The organism is Faecalibacterium sp. Marseille-Q0746, from assembly GCF_017377595.1.
GTDB lineage: Bacteria > Bacillota > Clostridia > Oscillospirales > Ruminococcaceae > Faecalibacterium > Faecalibacterium duncaniae.
This window is the reverse complement of the sequence record NZ_JAFREI010000004.1, coordinates 62,378-82,945: the sequence shown is the minus strand read 5'-3', so window position 1 is coordinate 82,945 and position 20,568 is coordinate 62,378. Positions and strand designations below refer to the sequence as shown.

At 59.2% G+C, this 20,568-nt stretch carries 20 protein-coding genes; 15 read left to right on the top strand and 5 right to left on the bottom strand.

What is annotated here, in order from left to right:
- Nucleotides 1-136 precede the first annotated feature (136 nt).
- Together J3351_RS03820 and J3351_RS03815 are read left to right on the top strand one after the other, a co-directional pair.
- Complete coding sequence (locus J3351_RS03820; RefSeq protein WP_005928713.1) at nt 137-1,309, top strand: patatin-like phospholipase family protein; 1,173 nt, start codon at nt 137-139, stop codon at nt 1,307-1,309.
- Nucleotides 1,306-2,916, top strand: a complete 1,611-nt coding sequence (locus J3351_RS03815) for a phosphoenolpyruvate--protein phosphotransferase (protein ID WP_207697165.1) — start codon at nt 1,306-1,308, stop codon at nt 2,914-2,916. Before J3351_RS03820 ends, J3351_RS03815 begins: the two co-directional genes overlap by 4 nt.
- Before the next feature lie 49 nt (nt 2,917-2,965).
- On the opposite strand, the gene J3351_RS03810 is transcribed toward J3351_RS03815, so the two are convergent.
- Nucleotides 2,966-3,709, bottom strand: a complete 744-nt coding sequence (locus J3351_RS03810) for a 16S rRNA (uracil(1498)-N(3))-methyltransferase (protein ID WP_097769788.1) — start codon at nt 3,707-3,709, stop codon at nt 2,966-2,968.
- Nucleotides 3,710-3,896: 187 nt separating this feature from the next.
- The gene (prmA, locus tag J3351_RS03805; protein ID WP_154276821.1) at nt 3,897-4,811 is read right to left on the bottom strand and encodes a 50S ribosomal protein L11 methyltransferase; all 915 of its coding nucleotides are present in this window, start codon (nt 4,809-4,811) and stop codon (nt 3,897-3,899) included.
- A 315-nt stretch (nt 4,812-5,126) separates the two neighbouring features.
- Between prmA and J3351_RS03800 the strand changes: the two genes are divergently transcribed.
- The 12 genes from J3351_RS03800 (at nt 5,127) to J3351_RS03745 (ending at nt 15,670) form a co-directional block, all read left to right on the top strand.
- Nucleotides 5,127-6,599, top strand: coding sequence for a PTS transporter subunit EIIC (locus J3351_RS03800; protein WP_097773012.1), 1,473 nt, complete (start codon nt 5,127-5,129; stop codon nt 6,597-6,599).
- 199 nt (nt 6,600-6,798) lie between these two features.
- Nucleotides 6,799-7,527 (top strand): glucosamine-6-phosphate deaminase, encoded by a 729-nt coding sequence (gene nagB / locus J3351_RS03795; RefSeq protein ID WP_207697164.1) that lies wholly within the window; start codon nt 6,799-6,801, stop codon nt 7,525-7,527.
- Between the two features lie 52 nt (nt 7,528-7,579).
- Nucleotides 7,580-8,707, top strand: a complete 1,128-nt coding sequence (gene nagA, locus J3351_RS03790) for an N-acetylglucosamine-6-phosphate deacetylase (protein ID WP_207697163.1) — start codon at nt 7,580-7,582, stop codon at nt 8,705-8,707.
- A complete protein-coding gene (locus J3351_RS03785; protein ID WP_207697162.1) occupies nt 8,704-9,309 on the top strand; it encodes a GNAT family N-acetyltransferase in 606 nt (201 codons plus the stop codon). The genes nagA and J3351_RS03785 overlap by 4 nt, the downstream gene beginning before the upstream one ends.
- A 174-nt stretch (nt 9,310-9,483) precedes the next feature.
- Nucleotides 9,484-10,005 carry a twin-arginine translocation signal domain-containing protein gene (locus tag J3351_RS03780; RefSeq protein ID WP_097773010.1) on the top strand — a complete coding sequence of 174 codons (522 nt, stop codon included), beginning with the start codon at nt 9,484-9,486 and terminating at the stop codon, nt 10,003-10,005.
- A gap of 213 nt (nt 10,006-10,218) precedes the next feature.
- Nucleotides 10,219-11,106, top strand: a complete 888-nt coding sequence (locus J3351_RS03775; protein WP_207684304.1) for a phosphate ABC transporter substrate-binding protein — start codon at nt 10,219-10,221, stop codon at nt 11,104-11,106.
- A gap of 20 nt (nt 11,107-11,126) precedes the next feature.
- Nucleotides 11,127-12,026: a phosphate ABC transporter permease subunit PstC gene (pstC, locus tag J3351_RS03770; protein ID WP_207684305.1), complete on the top strand. Its 900-nt coding sequence runs from the start codon at nt 11,127-11,129 to the stop codon at nt 12,024-12,026.
- Nucleotides 12,019-12,876 (top strand): phosphate ABC transporter permease PstA, encoded by an 858-nt coding sequence (gene pstA, locus J3351_RS03765; protein WP_156059515.1) that lies wholly within the window; start codon nt 12,019-12,021, stop codon nt 12,874-12,876. The genes pstC and pstA overlap by 8 nt, the downstream gene beginning before the upstream one ends.
- 172 nt (nt 12,877-13,048) lie before the next feature.
- A complete protein-coding gene (gene pstB / locus J3351_RS03760) occupies nt 13,049-13,813 on the top strand; it encodes a phosphate ABC transporter ATP-binding protein PstB (protein ID WP_207697161.1) in 765 nt (254 codons plus the stop codon).
- Nucleotides 13,814-13,826: 13 nt separating this feature from the next.
- Nucleotides 13,827-14,495, top strand: coding sequence for a phosphate signaling complex protein PhoU (gene phoU / locus J3351_RS03755; protein WP_207697160.1), 669 nt, complete (start codon nt 13,827-13,829; stop codon nt 14,493-14,495).
- A 163-nt stretch (nt 14,496-14,658) separates the two neighbouring features.
- The gene (locus tag J3351_RS03750) at nt 14,659-15,036 is read left to right on the top strand and encodes a helix-turn-helix transcriptional regulator (RefSeq protein WP_035393429.1); all 378 of its coding nucleotides are present in this window, start codon (nt 14,659-14,661) and stop codon (nt 15,034-15,036) included.
- Between the two features lie 124 nt (nt 15,037-15,160).
- Nucleotides 15,161-15,670 carry an N-acetyltransferase gene (locus J3351_RS03745; RefSeq protein ID WP_097769844.1) on the top strand — a complete coding sequence of 170 codons (510 nt, stop codon included), beginning with the start codon at nt 15,161-15,163 and terminating at the stop codon, nt 15,668-15,670.
- A 90-nt stretch (nt 15,671-15,760) separates the two neighbouring features.
- Here the strand turns inward: J3351_RS03745 and J3351_RS03740 are convergent, their stop codons facing one another.
- The 3 genes from J3351_RS03740 to J3351_RS03730 form a co-directional block, all read right to left on the bottom strand.
- Nucleotides 15,761-18,376: a hypothetical protein gene (locus J3351_RS03740; RefSeq protein ID WP_207697159.1), complete on the bottom strand. Its 2,616-nt coding sequence runs from the start codon at nt 18,374-18,376 to the stop codon at nt 15,761-15,763.
- A gap of 153 nt (nt 18,377-18,529) precedes the next feature.
- Entirely contained in the window at nt 18,530-18,793 is a 264-nt protein-coding gene (locus tag J3351_RS03735; RefSeq protein WP_098923835.1) for a Txe/YoeB family addiction module toxin, read from the bottom strand.
- Nucleotides 18,794-19,042, bottom strand: a complete 249-nt coding sequence (locus J3351_RS03730; RefSeq protein WP_098923834.1) for a type II toxin-antitoxin system Phd/YefM family antitoxin — start codon at nt 19,040-19,042, stop codon at nt 18,794-18,796.
- 140 nt (nt 19,043-19,182) lie between these two features.
- On the opposite strand from J3351_RS03730, the gene J3351_RS03725 reads away from it, so the two are divergent.
- Nucleotides 19,183-20,562: a Sapep family Mn(2+)-dependent dipeptidase gene (locus J3351_RS03725; RefSeq protein WP_207697158.1), complete on the top strand. Its 1,380-nt coding sequence runs from the start codon at nt 19,183-19,185 to the stop codon at nt 20,560-20,562.
- The last annotated feature ends 6 nt before the right edge of the window (nt 20,563-20,568 follow it).

Here is a 20,568-nt window from a genome sequence, read left to right as displayed (position 1 = left end):
GTTTTACCTCCACCATCGTTTCACACAAGTTAACAAAATTATACCATGGATTTTGTTCCAAAAACAGGGAGAATTTTTCCGGAAAATATGGTATACTTCTGACAGATTTCCAAAGAATGACTAGGAGGCGTTCCAGATGGCACAGAATGATACCCCGGTCAAGGCACTGGTGCTGGCAGGCGGCGGTGCGCGCGGCAGCTATCAGGTGGGTGTGTGGCGTGCCCTGACCGAGCTGGGCTGGCGGCCCCAGATCATCACCGGCACCAGTGTGGGCAGCCTGAACGGTGCCATGTTTGCGCTGGACCTGTACGAAACGGCCCGGGATATGTGGATGAGCATCCGCAGCCAGGACGTGATGGAGCTGCCGGAGGAAAACGCCGACCTCTCTGAGCTGCACGCCTTCCTGCGGGAAGTGGTGCGGGACGGCGGCATGGACGTGACCCCGCTGGAAGAGATCGTGGAGCGGGTGCTGGATGAGGATGCCCTGCGGGCTTCGCCCATCCGGTTCGGCCTTGTCACCGTGGAAAAGCGGGGGCTGAAGCCCCGGGAGCTGACGCTGGAGGATATCCCGGCGGGCAAGGTGAAGGATTATCTGCTGGCCTCGGCCGCCTGTTTCCCCGCCCTGCGGGCAAAGCAGATCGACGGGGTGCAGTTCCTGGATGGCGGGTACCGGGACAATATGCCCACCGCGCTGGCCCAGAAGATGGGCGCGGAGGAGCTGGTCTGTGTCGACCTGGAAGGGGTGGGCATCACCCTGCCCAACCGCACCGGCCTGCCCACCACCATGATCCGCAGCTACTGGGAGCTGGGGGACATCCTCCACTTTGACCCCGATACCGCCAGACGGAACATGGAGCTGGGCTACTACGATACCCGCCGCGCCATGGGATATCTGCGGGGCTGCGCCTATGCCGTTTCCACCAGCGCCGAGAGCTGTGAGGATGCCGCCGCCTTTGCGTGGAAATTCCAGCAGGTGCAGAAGGCGGTACGGGAAAAATACCCCGTGACCCTGACAGCGGATGCGGCCCTGCTGCTGGCCAACATGAAGGATGCCCAGCTGGCCCCGCTGGAAGCTGCCGCCGAGGATGCGGGCGTGGACCCCACCGTGTTCTATACCACCCGGACACTGGCGGAAGCCTTTTTGGAAAAATGCGACCGGGAGCGCATCGAGAGCTTTGCGCCCCTGTTTGAGGGCAGCGGCAATGCGGCACAGGCCGCGCGGGCTGCTCTGCTGCCCAATACGTTCTTACAGGCATTGGTCTGCCGTGCCCTTACCGGGCCGGTACTACCGGAGGTGATCGAGGAATGAAGGTCTATCAGGGACACAGCGCCTCGCCGGGCCTTGTGATGGGACAGGTGAGCCGGTTGGAGCGCTGGCACGAAAATTTTGCCACCGGGCCGTTCAACGCGGAACGGGAACAGCGTTTGCTGGAAAACGCTGTCCGGACAGCCCAGCGTGAGCTGGACGGCATGGCAGACCGCAGCGGCCCTACGGAGCAGGCCATCTTCCTGTTCCAGAGCATGATGCTGGAAGATGAAGGCTTCATGAACGAGGTCAAATTCCAGATCAAGGCGGGCATCAGCGCTGCCGAGGCCATGTACCGTGCGGGCAACCGCTATGCAGAGCAGCTTGCGGCCATGGAGGACAACGCCTACATGCAGCTGCGCAGTGCGGATATTCTGGATGCCGCCCGCCGCGTGGTGAACGTGCTGACCAACCGTCCCCGGGTCTGGCTGGCGCTGGATCACCCGGTGATCCTGGCGGCAGAGATGCTGATGCCCAGCGATCTGTTCAGCGTTCCGGCGGGAATGATCCTGGGCATCATCACTTCGGAGGGCAATAAGCAGAGCCACGCGGCGATCATTGCGCGGGCCATGCACATTCCCTGCGTGGTGCAGGTGGGACGGGAGTTTCTGGATGATTGCGACGGCCGCACCGTGGTGCTGGATGCCGACAACGGCGAGTGCATCCTGGACCCGGATGCCAACACCCGCCAGCAGGCGGTCAGCCGCATCTGCGAGCTGCAGTGGGAGAGCGCGGAAGCCGCCCGCATCAGCGTCCTGCCCAACCGGACAAAGGATGATGTGCCGTTTGAGCTCCTGGCCAACTGCTACGGGCAGGAGGATATCGAATCGGCGCTGCAGGCAGGCGCTTCCGGCGTGGGCCTGCTGCGCAGCGGCTATATGATGCTGCCGGGCCGCCCGGTGGACGAGCAGGAGCAGTTCGTGTTCTATCAATCCTGCATTGCCGCCGCAAAGGGCGGTGTGGTAACAGTGCGCACCTTTGATTTTGGTGTGGACCGCGCCATGGCCGATATCCATAGGGGGCTGGAATCCTCCAAGCTGGGCCTGCGGGGCATCCGCAGCAGCCTGCGCCAGACCCATCAGTTTGAGACGCAGATCTGCGCCCTGCTCCGGGCGGCGGCCCACGGCCCCCTGCGGGTCATGTTCCCCATGGTGACCAACCTCGAGGATTGGGACGAAGCCATGCGGCTGGTAGCGCACTGCCGCCAGCTGCTGCGGGAGCGGGGGGAGGAGTTTGACCCGAACACGCCCTTTGGCGTGATGTTCGGGGTGCCCTCGGCCTGCCTGACGGCAGAGGAATTCGTGGAGCATGGGTGCAATTTCTTTGTCATCGAGACGAACGATCTGACCCAGTACACCCACGCGGTGGATCGGGATATCTCCATTGCCGAGCGCTACTACCGCCCGGCCAGCCACGCAATGAAAAAGCTCATCCGCATGGTAGTGGAGGCTGCCCGGGAGGGCGGGATCCCCGTGACCATCTGCGGCAGCGCGGTGGGCAATCCGGCCAACACCCTGCAATATCTGCAGCTGGGCCTGCGGAGCTTCTCTGTCAGCCCGCAAAACCTCATTGAGGTGAAAAAAGCGTTGATGAACGCGAAAATAAAGTAAACAAAAAGGACGGCCTGCGCCGTCCTTTTTGTATATGTGGAAATAAAAATTACTCCAAGTTGCCTGTCAGGGTCATCACGGCAGAGAGCACCGCCAGCGGGGCGGTCTCGCACCGGAGGATGCGGGGGCCGAGGCCCACCGTTTTCACACCGGCATTGGCGGCCATTTCGGCCTCTTCCACGGCAAAGCCGCCCTCGGCACCGGTGATGAGGGCGATCTTCAGCCGCTGGCCGTCGGCAGGCTGTGCGTCTGCCAGCAGCTGGCGCAGGGGCGCGCCGCCCAGCTCGTAGCAGAAGAGCACGAGATCGTACCCTTCCAGGCTGCGGCAGAGGGCCCCGAAGTTGGGCAGGGGCAGGGCGACATCCGGCAGCACGCCCCGGCCGCACTGCTTGGCGGCTTCAAAGGCGATGCGGTTGTAGCGCTCGTTTTTCTGCTCCTCCTTTTTGGGGGCAGCCACGCAGTACCGGCTGAAAAAGGGCACAAAGTGGGTGCAGCCCAGCTCCACGCCGTGGCGGATGACCTGCTCCAGCTTGTCCTGCTTGGGGTAACCCACGAACAAGGTCACTTCCACGCTGGGCTCGGCGGCGCTGGGATAGCCCGGCTCCACGCTGAACTCCACCGTCTCCGGCCCGAAGCCGGTGATGGTGGCGGTGTATTCCACGGCGTTGCCGTCACATAAGATGACAGTGTCCCCCAGCTTGCCCCGCATCACGCGGGAAAGATGATGGGCATCGGCCCCCCGCAGGGTGGCGGTGCCATTGGAGATTTCGGTTGTAAAATAACGGTGAGGCATAGTGTTCTCCTTAAACGTCCTCGCCCTCTCAGTCTTTGCTTCGCAAATCCAGCTCCCCCAAAGTGGGAGCCTTTGGCAGTCCACGCAAACTTCATCTTTTTGCCAAGGCCTCTCCCTTTGGGAGAGGTGGCACCGAAGGTGACGGAGAGGGCAAGCCAGCTGAAAGAAATCATGAAAGCTTCTGCAATTACGCTTTTTTGCAGACGATGCACTCCCAGCCGCGCTTCTCCTTCACTTCCTGCACGGTCAGGCCGGCGGCTTCCAGAGCGGCGATCACCTCGTCCTTGCGGCTGTCGATGATGCCGCTGGCAATAAAGGTGGCGTTTTCGGCCATCAGGCCGGGCACGGCGGGGGCAAGGCTGATGATGGCGTTTGCCACGATGTTGGCGGTGATGATGTCGTACCTGCCGCTGGCCTTGTCGGACAGGTCGCCCACCAGAACGGTCAGCTTGTCAGCCACGCCGTTCAGGGCGGCATTCTCGCCTGCGGTGCGCACGGCCACGGGGTCGATATCCACACCCTCGGCACTGCCTGCGCCCAGCTTGAGGGCGGCAATGGCAAGGATGCCGCTGCCGGTGCCGATGTCCAGCACCCGCTCACCGCCCCTGACCCGCTCGTCCAGCGCTTCCAGGCAGAGGCTGGTGGTCTCGTGGCCGCCGGTGCCAAAGGCAAGGCCGGGGTCAAGGATCAGCTTGACGCGGTCGGTGTCGTACTCCTGCCAGGAGGGCACGATGGCCAGCCGTTTGCCAATGTCCATGGGGTGGTAGTATTTGCGCCAGCCGTTCTGCCAGTCTTCCTGCTCCACGCCCTCGGTCTCCACGGTGTAGGCGATGCCTGCCGCTTCCATCCGGGCCTGAATGAGGGCCAGCGTCTCCACGGGGGAAGCGCCCGGCTCCAGATACATGTGGATGATCACAGTGTCGCGGGGCTTGTCCAGCAGCTCCTGCTCGATCAGATCCACGTGGGCGATCTCGGCCACCTGCTGCTCGATGTCGCTGTAATCCTCGATATAGATGCCGCCTTCGGCGATCATGGTGGCAACGGCCTCGGCGTTGTCGGCATCGGCCTTGGCCACGGTCAGGCGGATATCAGTCCATTCCATAAAAAGAACCTCCCTGGGTCTTGTGTTTTCTATTTATAAGTATAGTACCCGATTCCGGCGCAGGATGCAAGCGGTTTGGGGAGAAAGGGCAAAAGAAAAGTTTTTTCAAAATCCTGCTCTGAAATGCGCAATAATTCCAAAAAGTTTTTCACGAAAGATGCAAATTCAAGGATTTTTGGTGCAAAATTGCGAAAACGGGCGCAGACCCTATTTCTTTTTTTCGGAGGATGTGTTAAAATATTGTTACGCAATTATGGACAGCCTGCAACCAGAGGCCTCCATAACAACAACATTCTTTAAGGAGGAATGTGTCTTATGATGAAGTATCTCCAGAAACTGGGCAAAGCTCTGATGCTTCCCGTCGCTGTGCTGCCGATCTGCGGCATCCTGATGGGTCTCGGTTATGCCCTGGCCCCGGGTGTCATGGGTGTCCCCGGTGCTGCAACTTCCGGTGCAGCTTACACCGTTGGCTTCCTGCTGGTCAAGGCAGGCGGCGCTCTGATCGATAACATGGCATGGCTGTTCGCCATCGGCGCAGCCGTTGGCCTGGCTGATGACCACGACGGTACCGCTGGTCTGGCTGGCCTGGTCAGCTACCTGATGATGCAGCAGCTGCTGAGCCCCGGCGTGGTCAGCATGGTGCGCACCCTGGAAGAGGGCACCGCTACCTACATCGCTTTCCAGAAGGTGGCCGGCAACTCTTTCATCGGCATCCTGGCCGCTGTGGTGGGTGCAGCCTGCTACAACAAGTTCAAGAGCACTCAGATGCCTGACTGGCTGGCATTCTTCTCCGGCAAGCGCTTCGTTGCGATTGCTACCGGCCTGATCTCCATCGTTGTTTCTGTCGCTCTGCTGTTCGTCTGGCCCGTCATCTTCGATGCACTGGTCGCCATCGGCAACGGTATCGCTGGCATGGACGGCATCGGCGCTGGCATCTACGCCTTCCTGAACCGTCTGCTGATCCCCACCGGCCTGCACCACGCTCTGAACAACGTGTTCTGGTTCGACACCATCGGCCTGGGCGACCTGTCCCACTTCTGGGCAGGCGAGACCTCTGCTGATGTGGGCTGGAGCCTGGGTATGTACATGTCCGGCTTCTTCCCCTGCATGATGTTCGGTATCGCCGGTGCTGCACTGGCCATGGTCCGTACCGCCAAGAACAAGAAGGCTGCCATCGGTCTGGTTCTGTCCGCTGCCATCTGCGCCTTCGTCTGCGGCGTTACCGAGCCCTTTGAGTTCGGCTTCATGTTCCTGTGCTTCCCGCTGTACGTTGTGTACTCCGCTCTGTACGGCATCTTCACCATCATCACCTACTACTCCGGTTTCCGTGCTGGCTTCTGCTTCTCCGCAGGTGCTACCGACCTGGTGTTCTCCGCTTCTCTGCCTGCAGCTGCTAAGACCTGGATGATCATTCCTCTGGGCATCGCTGCATTCGTGGTGTTCTACTTCGTGTTCTACTTCGCCATCACCAAGTTCGACCTGAAGACCCCCGGCCGTGAGGACGAGGATGCCGAAGAGGCTGAGAAGAAGGTCGTTCTGGCCAACAACAACTATACTGAGGTTGCTGCTGGCGTGCTGAAGGCCATCGGCGGCAAGGAGAACGTCTCCAGCGTGGACTACTGCGCTACCCGCCTGCGCTTCACCATTAAGGACTACACCGCTGTGGATGAGAAGGCTGTGAAGGCTGCCGGTGCTGCCGGTGTCATCCGCCCCGACAAGACCACCTGCCAGGTCATCATCGGCACCAAGGTGCAGTTCGTGTATGATGAGCTGAAGAAGATGCTGTAAGCATCCTTCTGAGCACGTTTCCGTGCGGAAGGCTGGTTGCTTCCGCATCCATTCCAAAACTGTAAAAATGCCGCTGAGGGCGGGCGTTTACGCCCCGCTTTCGGCGGCATTTTGTTTTGTTCACAAACCGGCTACCCTTTTGGCCGGAAAATATGCTATACTGAAAACAACAAAGCAAAATAACAGGAGGTTCCCCATTATGAAGATCATTCGTGCAAAAGATTACAAGGACATGTCCCGCAAGGCTGCCAACATCATCTCCGCACAGGTCATTATGAAGCCCAACTGCGTGCTGGGTCTGGCGACCGGCGGCACCCCTGTTGGCGCATACGCTCAGCTGGTGGACTGGTACAACAAGGGCGACCTGGATTTCTCTGAGGTCACCACCGTCAATCTGGACGAGTACCGCGGCCTGCCCAAGGAGCATCCCGAAAGCTATTGGAGCTTTATGCACAAGAACCTGTTTGACAAGGTCAACATCCGCCCCGAGGCCATCCATCTGCCCGACGGCACCAACCCCGATGCTGTGGATGCCTGCAAAAAGTACAACGAGATCATCCACAGCGTGGGCGGTATCGACCTGCAGCTGCTGGGCCTTGGCCCCAACGGCCACATCGGCTTCAACGAGCCGGGCGAGGCCTTTGAGCTGGAGACCCACTGCGTGAATCTGACCCCTGCCACCATCGAGGCCAACAAGCGCTTCTTTGACGGCAACGAGGATCTGGTGCCCAAGCAGGCCTACACCATGGGCATCAAGACCATCATGCAGGCCCGCAAGGTTCTGGTGGTGGCCAACGGTCTGGCAAAGGCCAAGGCAGTCAAGGCAGTCGTCTCCGGCCCTGTGACCCCCGAGTGCCCGGGCTCCATCCTGCAGATGCATCCCGACTGCATCCTTGTGGCCGATGAGGAAGCACTGAGCCTGCTGTAAGACAAAACCTCTCCGTCTGCTTCGCAGACGGAGAGGTTTAGGAGGCATTAAAATGATCATCAAAAATGCTCTGATTTATACCCCCCGTCACACCTTTGAGGAGGGGAGCCTGACCATCCGGGAGGGGCGCATCGTGCCCTTTGCACAGCCGGAGGAAGGCGAAGAGATCGTGGATGCCAAGGGCGCTTACGCTCTGCCGGGCCTGGTGGATATCCACTTCCACGGTGCCATGGGCAAGGATTTCTGTGACGGCAATGAAGAAGCCATCCAGACCCTGGCCGATTTCGAGGCCGGTAAGGGCGTGCTGGCCATCTGCCCCGCCACTATGACCTTCTCGGAAGAAATCCTGAACGGTGTGATGGATGCTGCCGCCGCCCATCAAAACGGCAGAGGCGCAGACCTTGTGGGCATCAACATGGAGGGGCCCTTCATCAGCCCCAACAAGGTGGGTGCCCAGAACCCGGAGTATCTCCACAAGGCGGATGTTGCCATGTTCCGCCGCCTGCAGAAGCGGGCAAACGGCCTGATCAAGCTGGTGGATATCGCCCCGGAGGAGCCGGGTGCGCTGGAGTTCATTGCCGCCTGCCATAACGAGGTGCGCATCTCCATTGCCCACACCTGTACCAACTACGACACCGCCAACGCCGCCTTTGACGCAGGCGCGACCCACATGACCCACCTGTACAACGCCATGCCCGGCATCACCCACCGGGAGCCCGGCCCCATCATTGCGGCGCTGGAACGGGGCGCGGAGGTGGAGCTCATCACCGACAACGTTCATATCCACCCGGCCATGGTGCGGTTCACCTTCAACACCTTCGGGGATGACCATGTCATCCTGATCGCCGACAGCATGATGGCCTGCGGCCTGCCCGATGGCCAGTACAGCCTGGGCGGTCAGGCGGTCACGGTCAGCGGCCCCCGCGCCACCCTGACCGAGCACCCCGGCACCATTGCGGGCAGTGCCACCTGCCTGTACGACTGCATGAAGCGTGCCGTGCTGGAGATGAACGTCCCGCTGGAAAGCGCTGTCCGCGCCGCCAGCGAAAACCCCGCCAAGAGCATTGGCATCGACAATGATTACGGCAGTCTGGCTGCAGGCCGCTACGGCAATGTGATCCTGGCAGACAAGAAACTGAATATTCAGGCTGTCTACCAGAAAGGAACCCGTATCGTATGAACCCCGAGAGCCTGACCTGGCGGCTGCTGACCGCCGAAGAGCTGACGAACGTTTACCTGAACGAGATGCGCCGGGATTTTCCTGCCGGAGAGCTGAAGCCCCTGAGCATGATCCTGAACAGCGAGGCCGCCGGTACCGCCCACACCTGGGGCGTGTATGAGGACGACGCGCTGGTGGCGTATCTGTTGATGGTGCGGCCCGTGGGCTGTGAGGTGAGCCAGCTGGACTACTTTGCCGTTCTGCCCCAGTATCGGGCCGGCGGCATCGGAGCCGTTCTGCTGGCCGCCCTGCCTGACCACGAGAAGGGCGCGCAGGCCATCCTCATTGAAGCGGAGTGCCCCGAAAAAGCCGAGGACGAGGCCATGGCTGTGCGCCGCCTGGGCTTTTACGCCCGGTGCGGGGCCAAGGACACCGGCTGGACAGAGCATCTCTTTGATGCCTGGTTCCGGGTGCTGGTGCTCCCCTGCTGCGGCGGAAAGGTGCGCAGCCCCGAGGAGGCCGTGCGGCAGCTGGCAGACTGCTACCGACGCACCATGGGTGAGCCCCAGTGGCGCAGGAATGTCACCTTCTACCGCCCCGATAGCGTGGAGGTCGAGCTTTAACGACGGTGCTTTGTCCATCCGTGCAGACTTTCCCGATATGCCAAGGGCTCCCCTATTAGGGGAGCTGGCGAGCGTAGCGAGACTGAGGGGTTGAATTCTGTCCCTTGACAGTCTGGGTAAATATGGTACTATGATGATAGAAACAAACCAGATCTGAAATGGGAGGAATTTCTGATGCGCAATGTTTTTTCCCGCCGTGATTTTCTGAAAGCATCTGCCGCCGCTGTGCTGGCCGCTTCTGCCGCTGGTGTCCTCACCGGCTGCGATGGGGGCGGCAGCGAGATCCCGTCCGCAACCATCGGGCTGGGTGAGTTTGAAGTGACGGTAGCCGCGGATATGGTGTTGACCGGCGATGAAGTGGTTGGCGATGAAAACGCCAAAAGTTATCTCTGCAAACCCAATGTGCGCATCAAGTACAATGGCAGCGGCCTTGTAGGAGATGCGTTCATAAAAGTGTTCCACGCCAAGATCGACAAGAACGAGCTGGAGCTCCAGAATAAGACAGACGTTCTGGTGAAAACCGCCGGTGCGTTCAGCAAAACCGTCGTGCCGCAGTTCAAGGCATCGGTCAGCGACTACGAGACCTTTAAGAAGGGCACGCCGTTCAAGCTGTATGTGACCTTGCAGGGCAAGAATGCTGAGTTTGCTCTGACGAGTGACGGCAAAGTGACAGTCTCCGCTGTCGATAAAGTCTGATATCCCCCAAAAGCCCGAGGTGCACCCGCACCCCGGGCTTTTTTGCGCCCGAATTTTACATTGGGGCAAAAACATGTCCAAACAATTTACCTCGATTTTTCCCGCTTGTGGTCGAAGCGGCTTACCGACTGGGATACAATAGTGCCGTACCCAAGGAAAACACGAAAACAAGAGCCGGGAACGGAAAGCCCGGATGTTTGGAGGACAAATATTATGAAAAAGATCACGCGCCGTTCGTTTCTCACTGTCTGCGGTGCAGTTGCTGCCGCTGCTGCCCTGACCGCCTGCGGCGGTTCTGCTTCCTCTGCTGCAGCTTCTTCTGCCTCTGCCGCTGCAGGCTCCACTGCTTCTTCCACCGCTGCTGCCCTGTCCGGCAACGTTGCTACCGGTGGCTCCACCTCCATGAAGAACGTTATCGCTGCCCTGACCGAAGGCTTTGCTGAGGTTGAGCCGGGTGTCACCGTCAGCTACGACCCCACCGGTTCCGGCGCAGGCATCACCGGTGCTACCGATAAGACCCTGGACATCGGCCTGTCCTCTCGTGCCCTGAAGGACGACGAGAAGGCTGACGTGGATGGCACCACCATCGCTCTGGATGGCATCGCCATCATCGTCAACAATGCAAGCAAGGTGGAGGATCTGACCGTTGACCAGCTCAAACAGATGTTCACCGGCGAGATCACCAACTGGTCTGAGGTCGGCGGCGACGACGGCGAGATCGTTCTGATCGGCCGTGAGGCTGGCTCCGGCACCCGTGATGGCTTTGAGAGCATCGTGGATGTCAAGGACAGCTGCAAGTACGCGCAGGAGCTGACCGCTACCGGTGCTGTCATCAGCGCTGTGGAGGCCAACCCTCTGGCCATCGGCTACGCTTCCCTGTCCGCTGTGGGCGACACCGTGAAGATGGTCACCGTTGGCGGCGTGGAGTGCAGCGAGGAGACCGTTAAGGACGGCAGCTACGAGGTGCAGCGTCCCTTCGTGTTCGTCACTAACAAGTCTGTCACCCTGTCTGAGCAGGCACAGGCTTTCTTCGACTTTGCCACCAGTGCCGATGCTGCTGACCTGATCCGCACTGCCGGTGCTGTTCCTGTGAATGAGTAATTGCGGAAAGCAATGATGCTATGAACAACAAAAAGTTTTCTCTTCCCAGAACCCCTGCTGAGTGGCTGGAAGCGGTGATGAACTTCATCTTCTTCCTCTGCGGCATCCTGGCGGTGGGCTGTGTGCTCCTGATCTCAGTGTACATGGTCCTCTCCGGTGTGCCTGCCATCCAGAAGATCGGGCTGCTCCGGTTCCTGTTCGGCACCCGGTGGGCTTCCACCGCTGCCGACCCGGCCTACGGCATCCTGCCCTTCATCCTGTCCAGCGTTTACGGCACGCTGGGTGCCACCGTGATCGGTGTGCCCATCGGCCTGCTGACGGCGGTGTTCCTCTCCAAGGCCGCAGGCCCGAAGGTGCGCACCGTGGTCGTGACCGCCATTGAGCTGCTGAGCGGCATCCCCAGCGTGGTGTTCGGCCTGCTGGGCATGCAGGTGCTGGTGCCCGCCGTGGCCAAGACCTTTGGTAAGGCCTCCGGTGCCTGCCTGCTGAGCGCCATCGTGGTGCTGGCGGTGATGATCCTGCCCAGCATCGTGTCGGTGTCGGTCACAGCGCTCAACGCTGTGCCGCCGGAGTATGAGCAGGGCAGCCTGGCTCTGGGCGCAACGGATGCCGAGACCTGGTTCAAGGTCAGCGTCCCCGCTGCCAGGAGCGGCATTGCCGCCGGTATCGTGCTGGGTATCGGCCGCGCCATCGGCGAGGCCATGGCCGTGATGATGGTGGCTGGCAACAGCCCCAACATGCCGGACAGCCTGTTCCGCAGCGTCACCTTCCTGACCACCGCCATTGCCAAGGAGATGAGCTACGCCAGCGGCCTGCAGAAACAGGCGCTGTTCAGCATTGCGCTGGTGCTGTTCGTCTTTATCATGGGCATCAATATCCTGCTCAATGTGGTGCTGAAGGGAGGAAAGCGCGATGAATAACAGTGCTTCTGCCTCCCGCCGCACCTGGAACCGCGTGATGAACGCTCTGGTCTGGGCCTCGGCCGTGCTGGTCATTGTACTGGTGGCGGGCATTCTGGGCATGGTGCTGGTGCGCGGCATCCCGCACATCAGCTGGAAATTCCTGACCACCACCGCCAGTGTGCTGAAGGGCACGGACGGCATCCTGCCTGCGATCCTCAACACGCTGTATGTCATCCTGCTGACGCTTTTGATCGTACTGCCGCTGGGTGTGGGCGCGGCCGTTTACCTGACCGAATACGCCCAGAACCGCAAGGTCATCTCGGTGATCGAGTTCACCAACGAGACGCTGGCGGGCATCCCCAGTATCATTTACGGTCTGGTGGGTATGCTGGTGTTTGCCCAGACACTGGGCTTCCAGACCTGCCTGCTCTCCGGCAGCCTGACGCTGGTGATCATGAACCTGCCCACCATCATCCGCACCACCCAGGAATCCCTGAAAACGGTGCCCCAGGGCTACCGTGAGGGTGCGCTGGGTCTGGGCGCAGGCAAGTGGCACATCATCCGCACCATCGTGCTGCCCTGCAGCATCGACGGCATTGTGACCGGCTGCATCCTGGCCGTGGGCCGCATCGTGGGCGAAAGCGCCGCGCTGCTCTTCACCGCCGGTGCCGCCGAGGTCATTGCCAACGGCGTGCTCAAGGCCTACACCTCCAACGGTGCCACCCTGTCGGTGCTGCTCTACCTCCGTGCCTTTGAGGACGGCGATTTCGACTCCGCCTGGGCCATTGGTGCAGTGCTGCTGGTGCTGGTGCTTGCCATCAATCTGGCAGCCCGGCTGGCCAAAACCAAACTGAAACAGAAGCAGTAAATAAACCCCACCGTCAATGCTTCGCATTGCCACCGCCCCTAATAGGGGCGGCCCTGGCGCTGCGTGAAGCACTGCAAGTTCCCCTCTATGCCAAGGGCCCCACTACTAGGGGGGCTGTCGAGCGTATGCGAGACTGAGGGGTTTAATACACGAGGAAATCTCGAGGAAAACTATGGAAAACGTATCACCCATTATCACAGCCAAAAACCTGAACCTCTGGTACGGGGATTTCAAGGCGCTGAAAGATATTTCGCTGGACATGGGCGAGCGGGAGATCACGGCCCTCATCGGCCCCTCCGGCTGCGGCAAGTCCACCTTCCTGAAGACCCTGAACCGGATGAACGACCTTGTGCCCGGGATCCGCATCGAGGGGGATGTCCGCCTGAAAGGGCAGGACATCTTTGCCCGCGAGATGCAGCCTACTGAGCTGCGCCGCCGGGTGGGCATGGTGTTCCAGAAGGCCAACCCCTTCCCCATGAGCATCTACGATAACATCACCTACGGCCCCAGGCTGCACGGTGTGCACAATAAGGCAGAGCTGGACGAGCTGGTGGAAAGCTCCCTGAGGGGTGCCGCCCTCTGGAACGAGGTCAAGGACCGCCTGAAAAAGAGCGCTCTGGGCCTTTCCGGCGGCCAGCAGCAGCGCCTGTGCATTGCCCGCGCCCTGGCTGTCAAGCCCGAAGTCCTGCTGATGGATGAGCCCACCAGCGCCCTGGACCCCGGCTCCACCATGAAGGTGGAGGAGCTGATGAGCGAGCTGAAAAAGAACTACACCGTGGTCATTGTGACCCATAACATGCAGCAGGCAGCCCGTATCAGCGACCGCACCGCCTTCTTCCTGCTGGGCGAGCTGGTGGAAGCCGGCCCCACGGCGCAGATCTTCAGCACCCCGCAGGATAAGCGCACCGAGGATTACATTTCGGGCCGGTTCGGCTAAGGAGAAAAACGCAATGAGCAACCGCACACAATACGAAAACGACCTTGCCGCCCTGAAAACGGCCCTGACCGAGATGGGTCAGAGCGCTGCCGATGCCGTGGAAGCTGCAATGGAAGCCCTCTGCACCGCCGATGCCGAGGCTGCCGCCGCCGTGGCGCAGGGCGATGGCCGCATCAACAACATGGAGCGGGACATTGAGCACCGCTGCATGACCCTGCTGCTCCGCCAGCAGCCGGTGGCAGGCGACCTGCGCCGCATCTCCACCACCATGAAGGTGGTCACGGATGTGGAGCGCATCGGCGACCATGCCTCCGATATCGCGGAGATCATCCCCCATCTGGTCACTGTCCGCAAGGAGGGTGACCCTGCTGTGAGCCAGGCCATCAAGATGGGCCAGAAGGCGCACAAGATGATCCTGGATGCCCTGAATGCCCTGACCTCTGAGGACGAGCAGGCCGCCCTCAGGGTCATTGCCGCCGACGATGAGGTGGACTACGATTTCAACGCCATCAAGCATACGCTGGCGCAGGAGATCGCCGCCGACCCCGGCAAGGTGGATGCCGCCCTGGATCTGCTCATGGTCATCAAATATCTGGAGCGCATCGGCGACCACGCCGTGAACCTGGCCGAGTGGGTGGAGTTCGTCCGCAGCGGGCGTTATCATAACGAAAATATGTTCTGATCTTTTGTTTCTGTAAAAATTTGAGCCATTTGCAATTATTTCTGTGCCCCGCCCGTATTATAGGCAGAAAGGCTTCCCCAGAAAGCCTGATGAACTGGCTGCGGCGGGTGTCCGGCATCCCCCTGTCCCCGCCCGCCGCTGCCGCAACGGAGGGTTTTACGCTATGGTACAGACCAAGAATTTCCCGCTGGAAACGCGCGGCGAGGCGGTCAGCCGCGAAGCGCTGGTCCAGGCGGCATTACAGGAGATCACCCAGAATTACCGCGAAGCAAGCCTTTCCAATGTGGCCCGCAGCTACGGCGTTTCGCTGGCGTATGTCAGCGAGTGCGTCCGGGCCCAGACCGGAAAGACCTATAAGGAGCTGCTGCAGAAGCACCGGATGGAGACCGCCGCCCGCCTGCTGCGCCGCAGCGACCTGAACATCCAGCAGATCATCACCCAGGTGGGCTACGAGAACACCAGCTACTTCTACCGCCTGTTCCATGAGCGGTATGGCCAGAGCCCCCGGGAGTACCGCCGGGCACGCAGCCAGCGCACATAAGCGCATCAGTGAACGACCCTCTCCGCCTTTGCAGCAGGCTTTGACGGAGAGGGCCGTTTTGTGTTATATTAAGGCAGAACGATCAGGGCGGGCAGCGGCCTGCCGGAAGAGAGGTTGGATGACGATGTTTCGTGGAGCAAGACGTGCAGATCTGGATGCGATCCTGAAAATTTATGCCCGCGCCCGGCAGGCGATGGCGGATTCCGGCAACCCCACCCAGTGGGGAGATCATTTCCCGCCGCAGGAACTGCTGGAAGAGGACATTGATTCCAACCGGCTGTTCCTCTACCTTGTCAACGGCGAGCTGGAGGGCGTGTTTGCCTTTATCCTTGGCCCGGACCCCACCTATGCCCGGATCGAGGATGGCAAGTGGCTGAACGATACCCTGCCCTACGGCACCATCCACCGGCTGGCTTCGGCGGGCAGGCACCCCGGCGTTGCCGCCGCTGTGATCACCTGGTGTCTGGAGCACTGCGAGAGCCTGCGGGCCGACACCCACGCCGACAACAAGATCATGCAGCATCTGCTGGAAGAAAACGGCTTTACCAAGTGCGGCATCATCCATGTGGAGGATGGCACGCCCCGCATTGCCTACCAGAAAATGTCCCTTACCCTGCCTTTGCGCCGGGATTGAACCGCAAAAATGCGCCGCCCCACAAACGATGGAGCGGCGCTGTTTTTATGCAGTTCTGTCAGGTGTGGAAGGGAGCGGGTGCGCCTGCGTTCAGGAAGCGGCGGCTGCTGCCGGAGCTTCCGGGGCGGCCTGCTCTGCCGCGGTTTCTTCCGGCGTGGGCTGGAAATACTTCTCGTACAGCTCCATGCCGATGCGGTAGCCCTGCCACACGATGACCGCCGTGCCTGCACCGGCCACGCCGATGATGGCGGCAGTGCCCAGAATGCTGGGCTCGCTCTCGATGGTGGCATCCCGGTACTGGGCTTCCACGGTCACGGTGCTGCCCTTGGCCACGCTGCCCGCCGGGATGGTAAAGCTCTCCTCATTGTAGGCGACCGCCGGGTTGCCCAGCAGGCTGGCTTCATCCATGGCCCACAGGTCGAACACCATGCCCTCGGGTACGGCGCTCTGGTTCAGCGTCACCTTGACCTCGGCATCCACCGGCACGCTGGCGCTGGTCATGGCTTCGCCGCCGTTGTAGGTGAACGTGCCGCCCTTCACCGTCAGGGTGTAGGTGGGGGCTTCGGGTTCGGGCTCGGGTTTGGGTTCGGGCTTCGGGTCGGGATCAACAATTTTGGTCGAGTTCAACTCCACATCGCTGTCGGGCATCTCAAAGCGTACCACTGTTTTGTCGGTTTCACCGTTCGGGTAACTGCTGTTGAATGCCTTGCCGATTTTTTGACCGTTGATATTTGTAATATCTGCATCCGCTTCTACGGTGAGGACGGTGCCTGCGTAGGAATACAGATCCCATGCGAGGCCCTGCACCAAATCATGGGTGGTCTCATCGTAAATAAGAGGAAGCGTATCGTTTACCTTCAAGATAGCTCCATCTTTTACGGTAACAGAGCGATAATTTCCACTCAGCACGGTTCCTTGGGTGAAAATGCTGTCTTTTCCGTTGAATACACCGCCGGTTATCTCGCCGTTGTTATAATACAGACCGGCTGCAAATGTGCCGCCTTTGATTTTAGGGGTCATGCTCGAAGTGCTGTTGGGCAAACCATTTGCTGCCAGAGTGTTGAAAACACCGTCCTCGATGGTGCTGCCCTCATTGATGATGCCGCATTTCACTGCATCCAACTGGCCGGTTTTATTGACGGGGTCGGTAAATCGGAAGTTGTAGGTTTTTCCGCCGGTCAGATACAGTGTGCCATGGTTCATGCCATCGTATACTTTATTAACCTTCCAGCCGTCACCATAATAATTATAATAATTGCCATCGACCTCAAAAGGAGCATTGACTATAACCGGTGTGCCATCACGGTCCATGCTAAGAGACAAACCATGGGAAGCCTGGTTCAGTATGATATCCGCGTTCGGATCAAGAGCACTCATATAACTAAGAGATTCTATATCGATGCGCACGGTGTTTTTGTTGGAAGAATATATAGGATCATCGTTTTCCAATAAAATGCGGTTGATATCAAGGATGGGTTTACTGGCGGTAATGGTATTATACCCGGTCTTGACTGCATAAAGGGTTTTGCCCCAATCGGACGTAAGGCCATTGACCGCTGTGATAGAACCGGTTCCGTTCAGGATGACTGTTTTGAATGTGCCTGCACCTTCACCAGTGGGCTTGTTTTTGAACGCGCCGCCGGTCAGCATTGCACCGGATTCAACCACCAAATGGACATTCGGGTTCAGGGGGCGCAGTGCGTTTTCCTCACCGGAGAAATCATAACTGCCGCTTGTCAGCGTCAGCGTTTTGTTGCTCGCCTCAAACTTCCAGCCGTTGCCGCTGTAATCCTGGGTGCCGCCCTTGGTGCCAACGGGGTAGCCGTCTTTATCGATCACTAGCCGGGTCAGTATGCTCAGGGTAACGGTGTCCGCAGTGGCGGGTGGTGCGGTAAAAGTGACAGAAAAAGAACCTCTACCATCATCGTAATATCTTGCACTTGGTGCCCAATCTTCTAACAAACAATGTGTGTCGTTTGAGTCTCCGAATGTAACATCAATAGGAAATAATATTGCTTGACTGTTTTTAAGAGAAATATAGATGGTGATGCTGGTATTATGGTTGGAATTGGGAATGACATAACCGCTGTTGCCGAAATAACTGATTTCTGTATCGAAACTCTCATAGCTACCATTCTGCTGGGAATTCACTTTCAAGGTATAGCCGTCAGCGACTTGGCCATCCTCTGGTTTTTTATGAAAAATGCCGCCCTTTATGGTGCCAGTGTTGGTAACGGTAGAACTAAACATGCCGCCGGTAATTGTACCATGATTTATAACGGGCATTGAGTAAACGCCACTCGTTATAGTGCCATCATTGGTAATACTGGAACCAGGATTTTCGGCGTTCCAAAATTTACCATTTACAATCTCTGCGTTTTTCCTTATGATGGCAGAACATAAAATACTCTTTGGATCCAGACGGATGTTTCCGCACTCTTTCAAATCATAGGTAGTAGGTTTTTCGGGGGCGATGGTCAAAACTTTAGCCGTAGCATCATAGCTCCAGCCATCACCGGTATAAATTTCGTGCCCATCAGAATTGGTTGTAGGAGTTATATCATCGAGAACCGGATAACCAGACTGAATTTGTAAAGGTTTCAAGGTGGAGCCGCCTTCCTCCGCCCACGCTGTGATTGCCGACACAGGCAGGAGCGTTACCGCCATGCACAGCGCCACCAGAAGGCTGAGTAGTCGTTTCTTCATAGGGAATCCCTCACTTTCTTTGGGCCGGAAGTGGAGCTCCGGCAAAAATGGATGCTCTTACTTCCTTAAATACACGCCGCGCGGAATCCTTTCACCCTTTTTCAAAAAAATTTGAAAAAAAAAAAACGAACTGCAAAACAGTCCGTTTTCGGGTCATCTTTCGTAATGTGTCCAAAGGCTTAAAATCTTGATGGTTTGCTCTTCTTCAAAAACATCATACACAAGGCGGTGCTGTACGTTGATGCGCCTGCTGTACGAGCCGTTCAAATCGCCCACCAGCTTTTCATAGGGCGGCGGGTTCTGGAACGGATTTTCTTTTATAACGGAGATCAGCGCCTTCGCCTTTTCGTCAAGATGGGCAGATTTCAGCTTTGGAATGTCCTTGAGCGCGGTTTTCGCATAAACAATCTTGTACATTTACCACTCCACAGCCGATTCGTCAACACAATCTTCCAGCGGTTCGGCCTTGGCCGCCATGAGCTTTTCCCGCATTCCCGGCACGGAGACGAGATAAAGCGTTTCCATAATGCCGCTGTAATCTTCTTCCGAAAGCAGAACAGCGTTGCCGTCTTTGGTGCAGATGTTCAGCGGTTCATTGTACTTTACGGTCTGCTCTACATACTGGAAAGCATTCTTGCGAAAGTTCGTGATATTAGTGGTCGTCATCGTGTATCACCTCTTATGTACATAATAGCGTACACACTGCGCAGTGTCAAGACCTTTTTTGCCGAACTTGGGGCTTGTGGAGCGGGGGCAATCGTTCTATAATACAAGCTGTGAAATGAATCACAAAAGGGGTGGAACGTATGGACAAAAAACTGAACGAGGCCGTGGCGGCGCTGCGGCCCCAGATGGTGGCGGCGCTCCAGCGGCTGGTGCGCAGGCGCAGTGTGGAGGCCGACCCGCTGCCGGGCAAGCCCTTTGGCGAGGAGGTGGATGCCTGCTTTGCCGAGGCGCTGGCCCTCTGCCATGAGCTGGGCTTTGAGACCACCGACATGGATCGGTACATCGGCTGGTGCGAGATCGGCACCGGGAACGAGATGGTGGCGGTGCTGGGGCATCTGGACGTGGTGCCCGAGGGCGAGGGCTGGCATCACCCGCCCTACGCCGCCGAGATCGAGGGCGGCAGGCTGTATGGCCGGGGTTCCATTGATGACAAAGGCCCGGTGGTGGCCAGCCTGTTCGCGCTGAAGGCCATCCGGGATCTGGGCATTCCGCTCAACCGCCGTGTCCGGCTGCTGTTCGGCCTGAACGAGGAGACCAACGACCGGGACGTGCTGTACTACAAGGCCCACGGCGGGGAGATCCCGGTGCTGGGCTTCACCCCGGACGGCGAGTATCCGCTCATCAACGGCGAAAAGGGCATCCTGAACGAGAGCTATGCCGTGCAGCTGCACCAGACCGGGGCCTGGCAGCTGAGCAGGGTGCAGGGCGGCGTGGCCGGCAATGTGGTGCCGGACTACGCCTGCGCTGTGCTGACCGCCCCGGCGGGGGCCGCCCTGCCGGATGCGGAGCACATCACCGTGACAGCCATCCCCGGCGGCTATCAGGTGGAAGCGGTGGGCGTTTCGGCCCACGGCAGCCACCCGGAGCAGGGCGAAAACGCCATCGGGCGGCTGGTGTGCTACCTTGACCGGCTGCCGCTGGAGGGGGATGCCAAGCAGGCCGTGCACTTTCTGGCCGAGAAGCTGGGCACCGACCCCTACGGCGAGCGCCTGCTGGGCCACCGGCTGGAGGATGCGCTCTCCGGCCCCATGAGCTGCAACTGGGGGCTGATCGAGGGCGACGCGCAGCATCTGTGGGTCAAGCTGAACTACCGCTATCCTGTGACCATGGAACGGGCAGACTGCCAGCCCGCTGTGCAGGCCGCCTTTGAGGCCGCAGGCTGGGCGCTGGATGGGCAGGTGCACAAGGAAAAGCTCTACTACCCTGCCGAGACCCCGCTGGTCAGCGCCCTGCTGGAGGTTTACCGGGATGCCACCGGCGACAATGCCCCGCCCAAGTGCATCGGCGGCGGCACCTACGCCAAGATGCTGCCCAATGTGGTGGCTTTTGGCCCCCTGTTCGCGGGTGACCCGGTCACAGAGCATCAGCCCGATGAATGCTTCGATCTGGAACGTCTGGTGCAGAACGCCCAGATCATTGCAAACGCCATTGTCAAGCTGGCAAACCTGCCGCTGGAATAAGAAGGA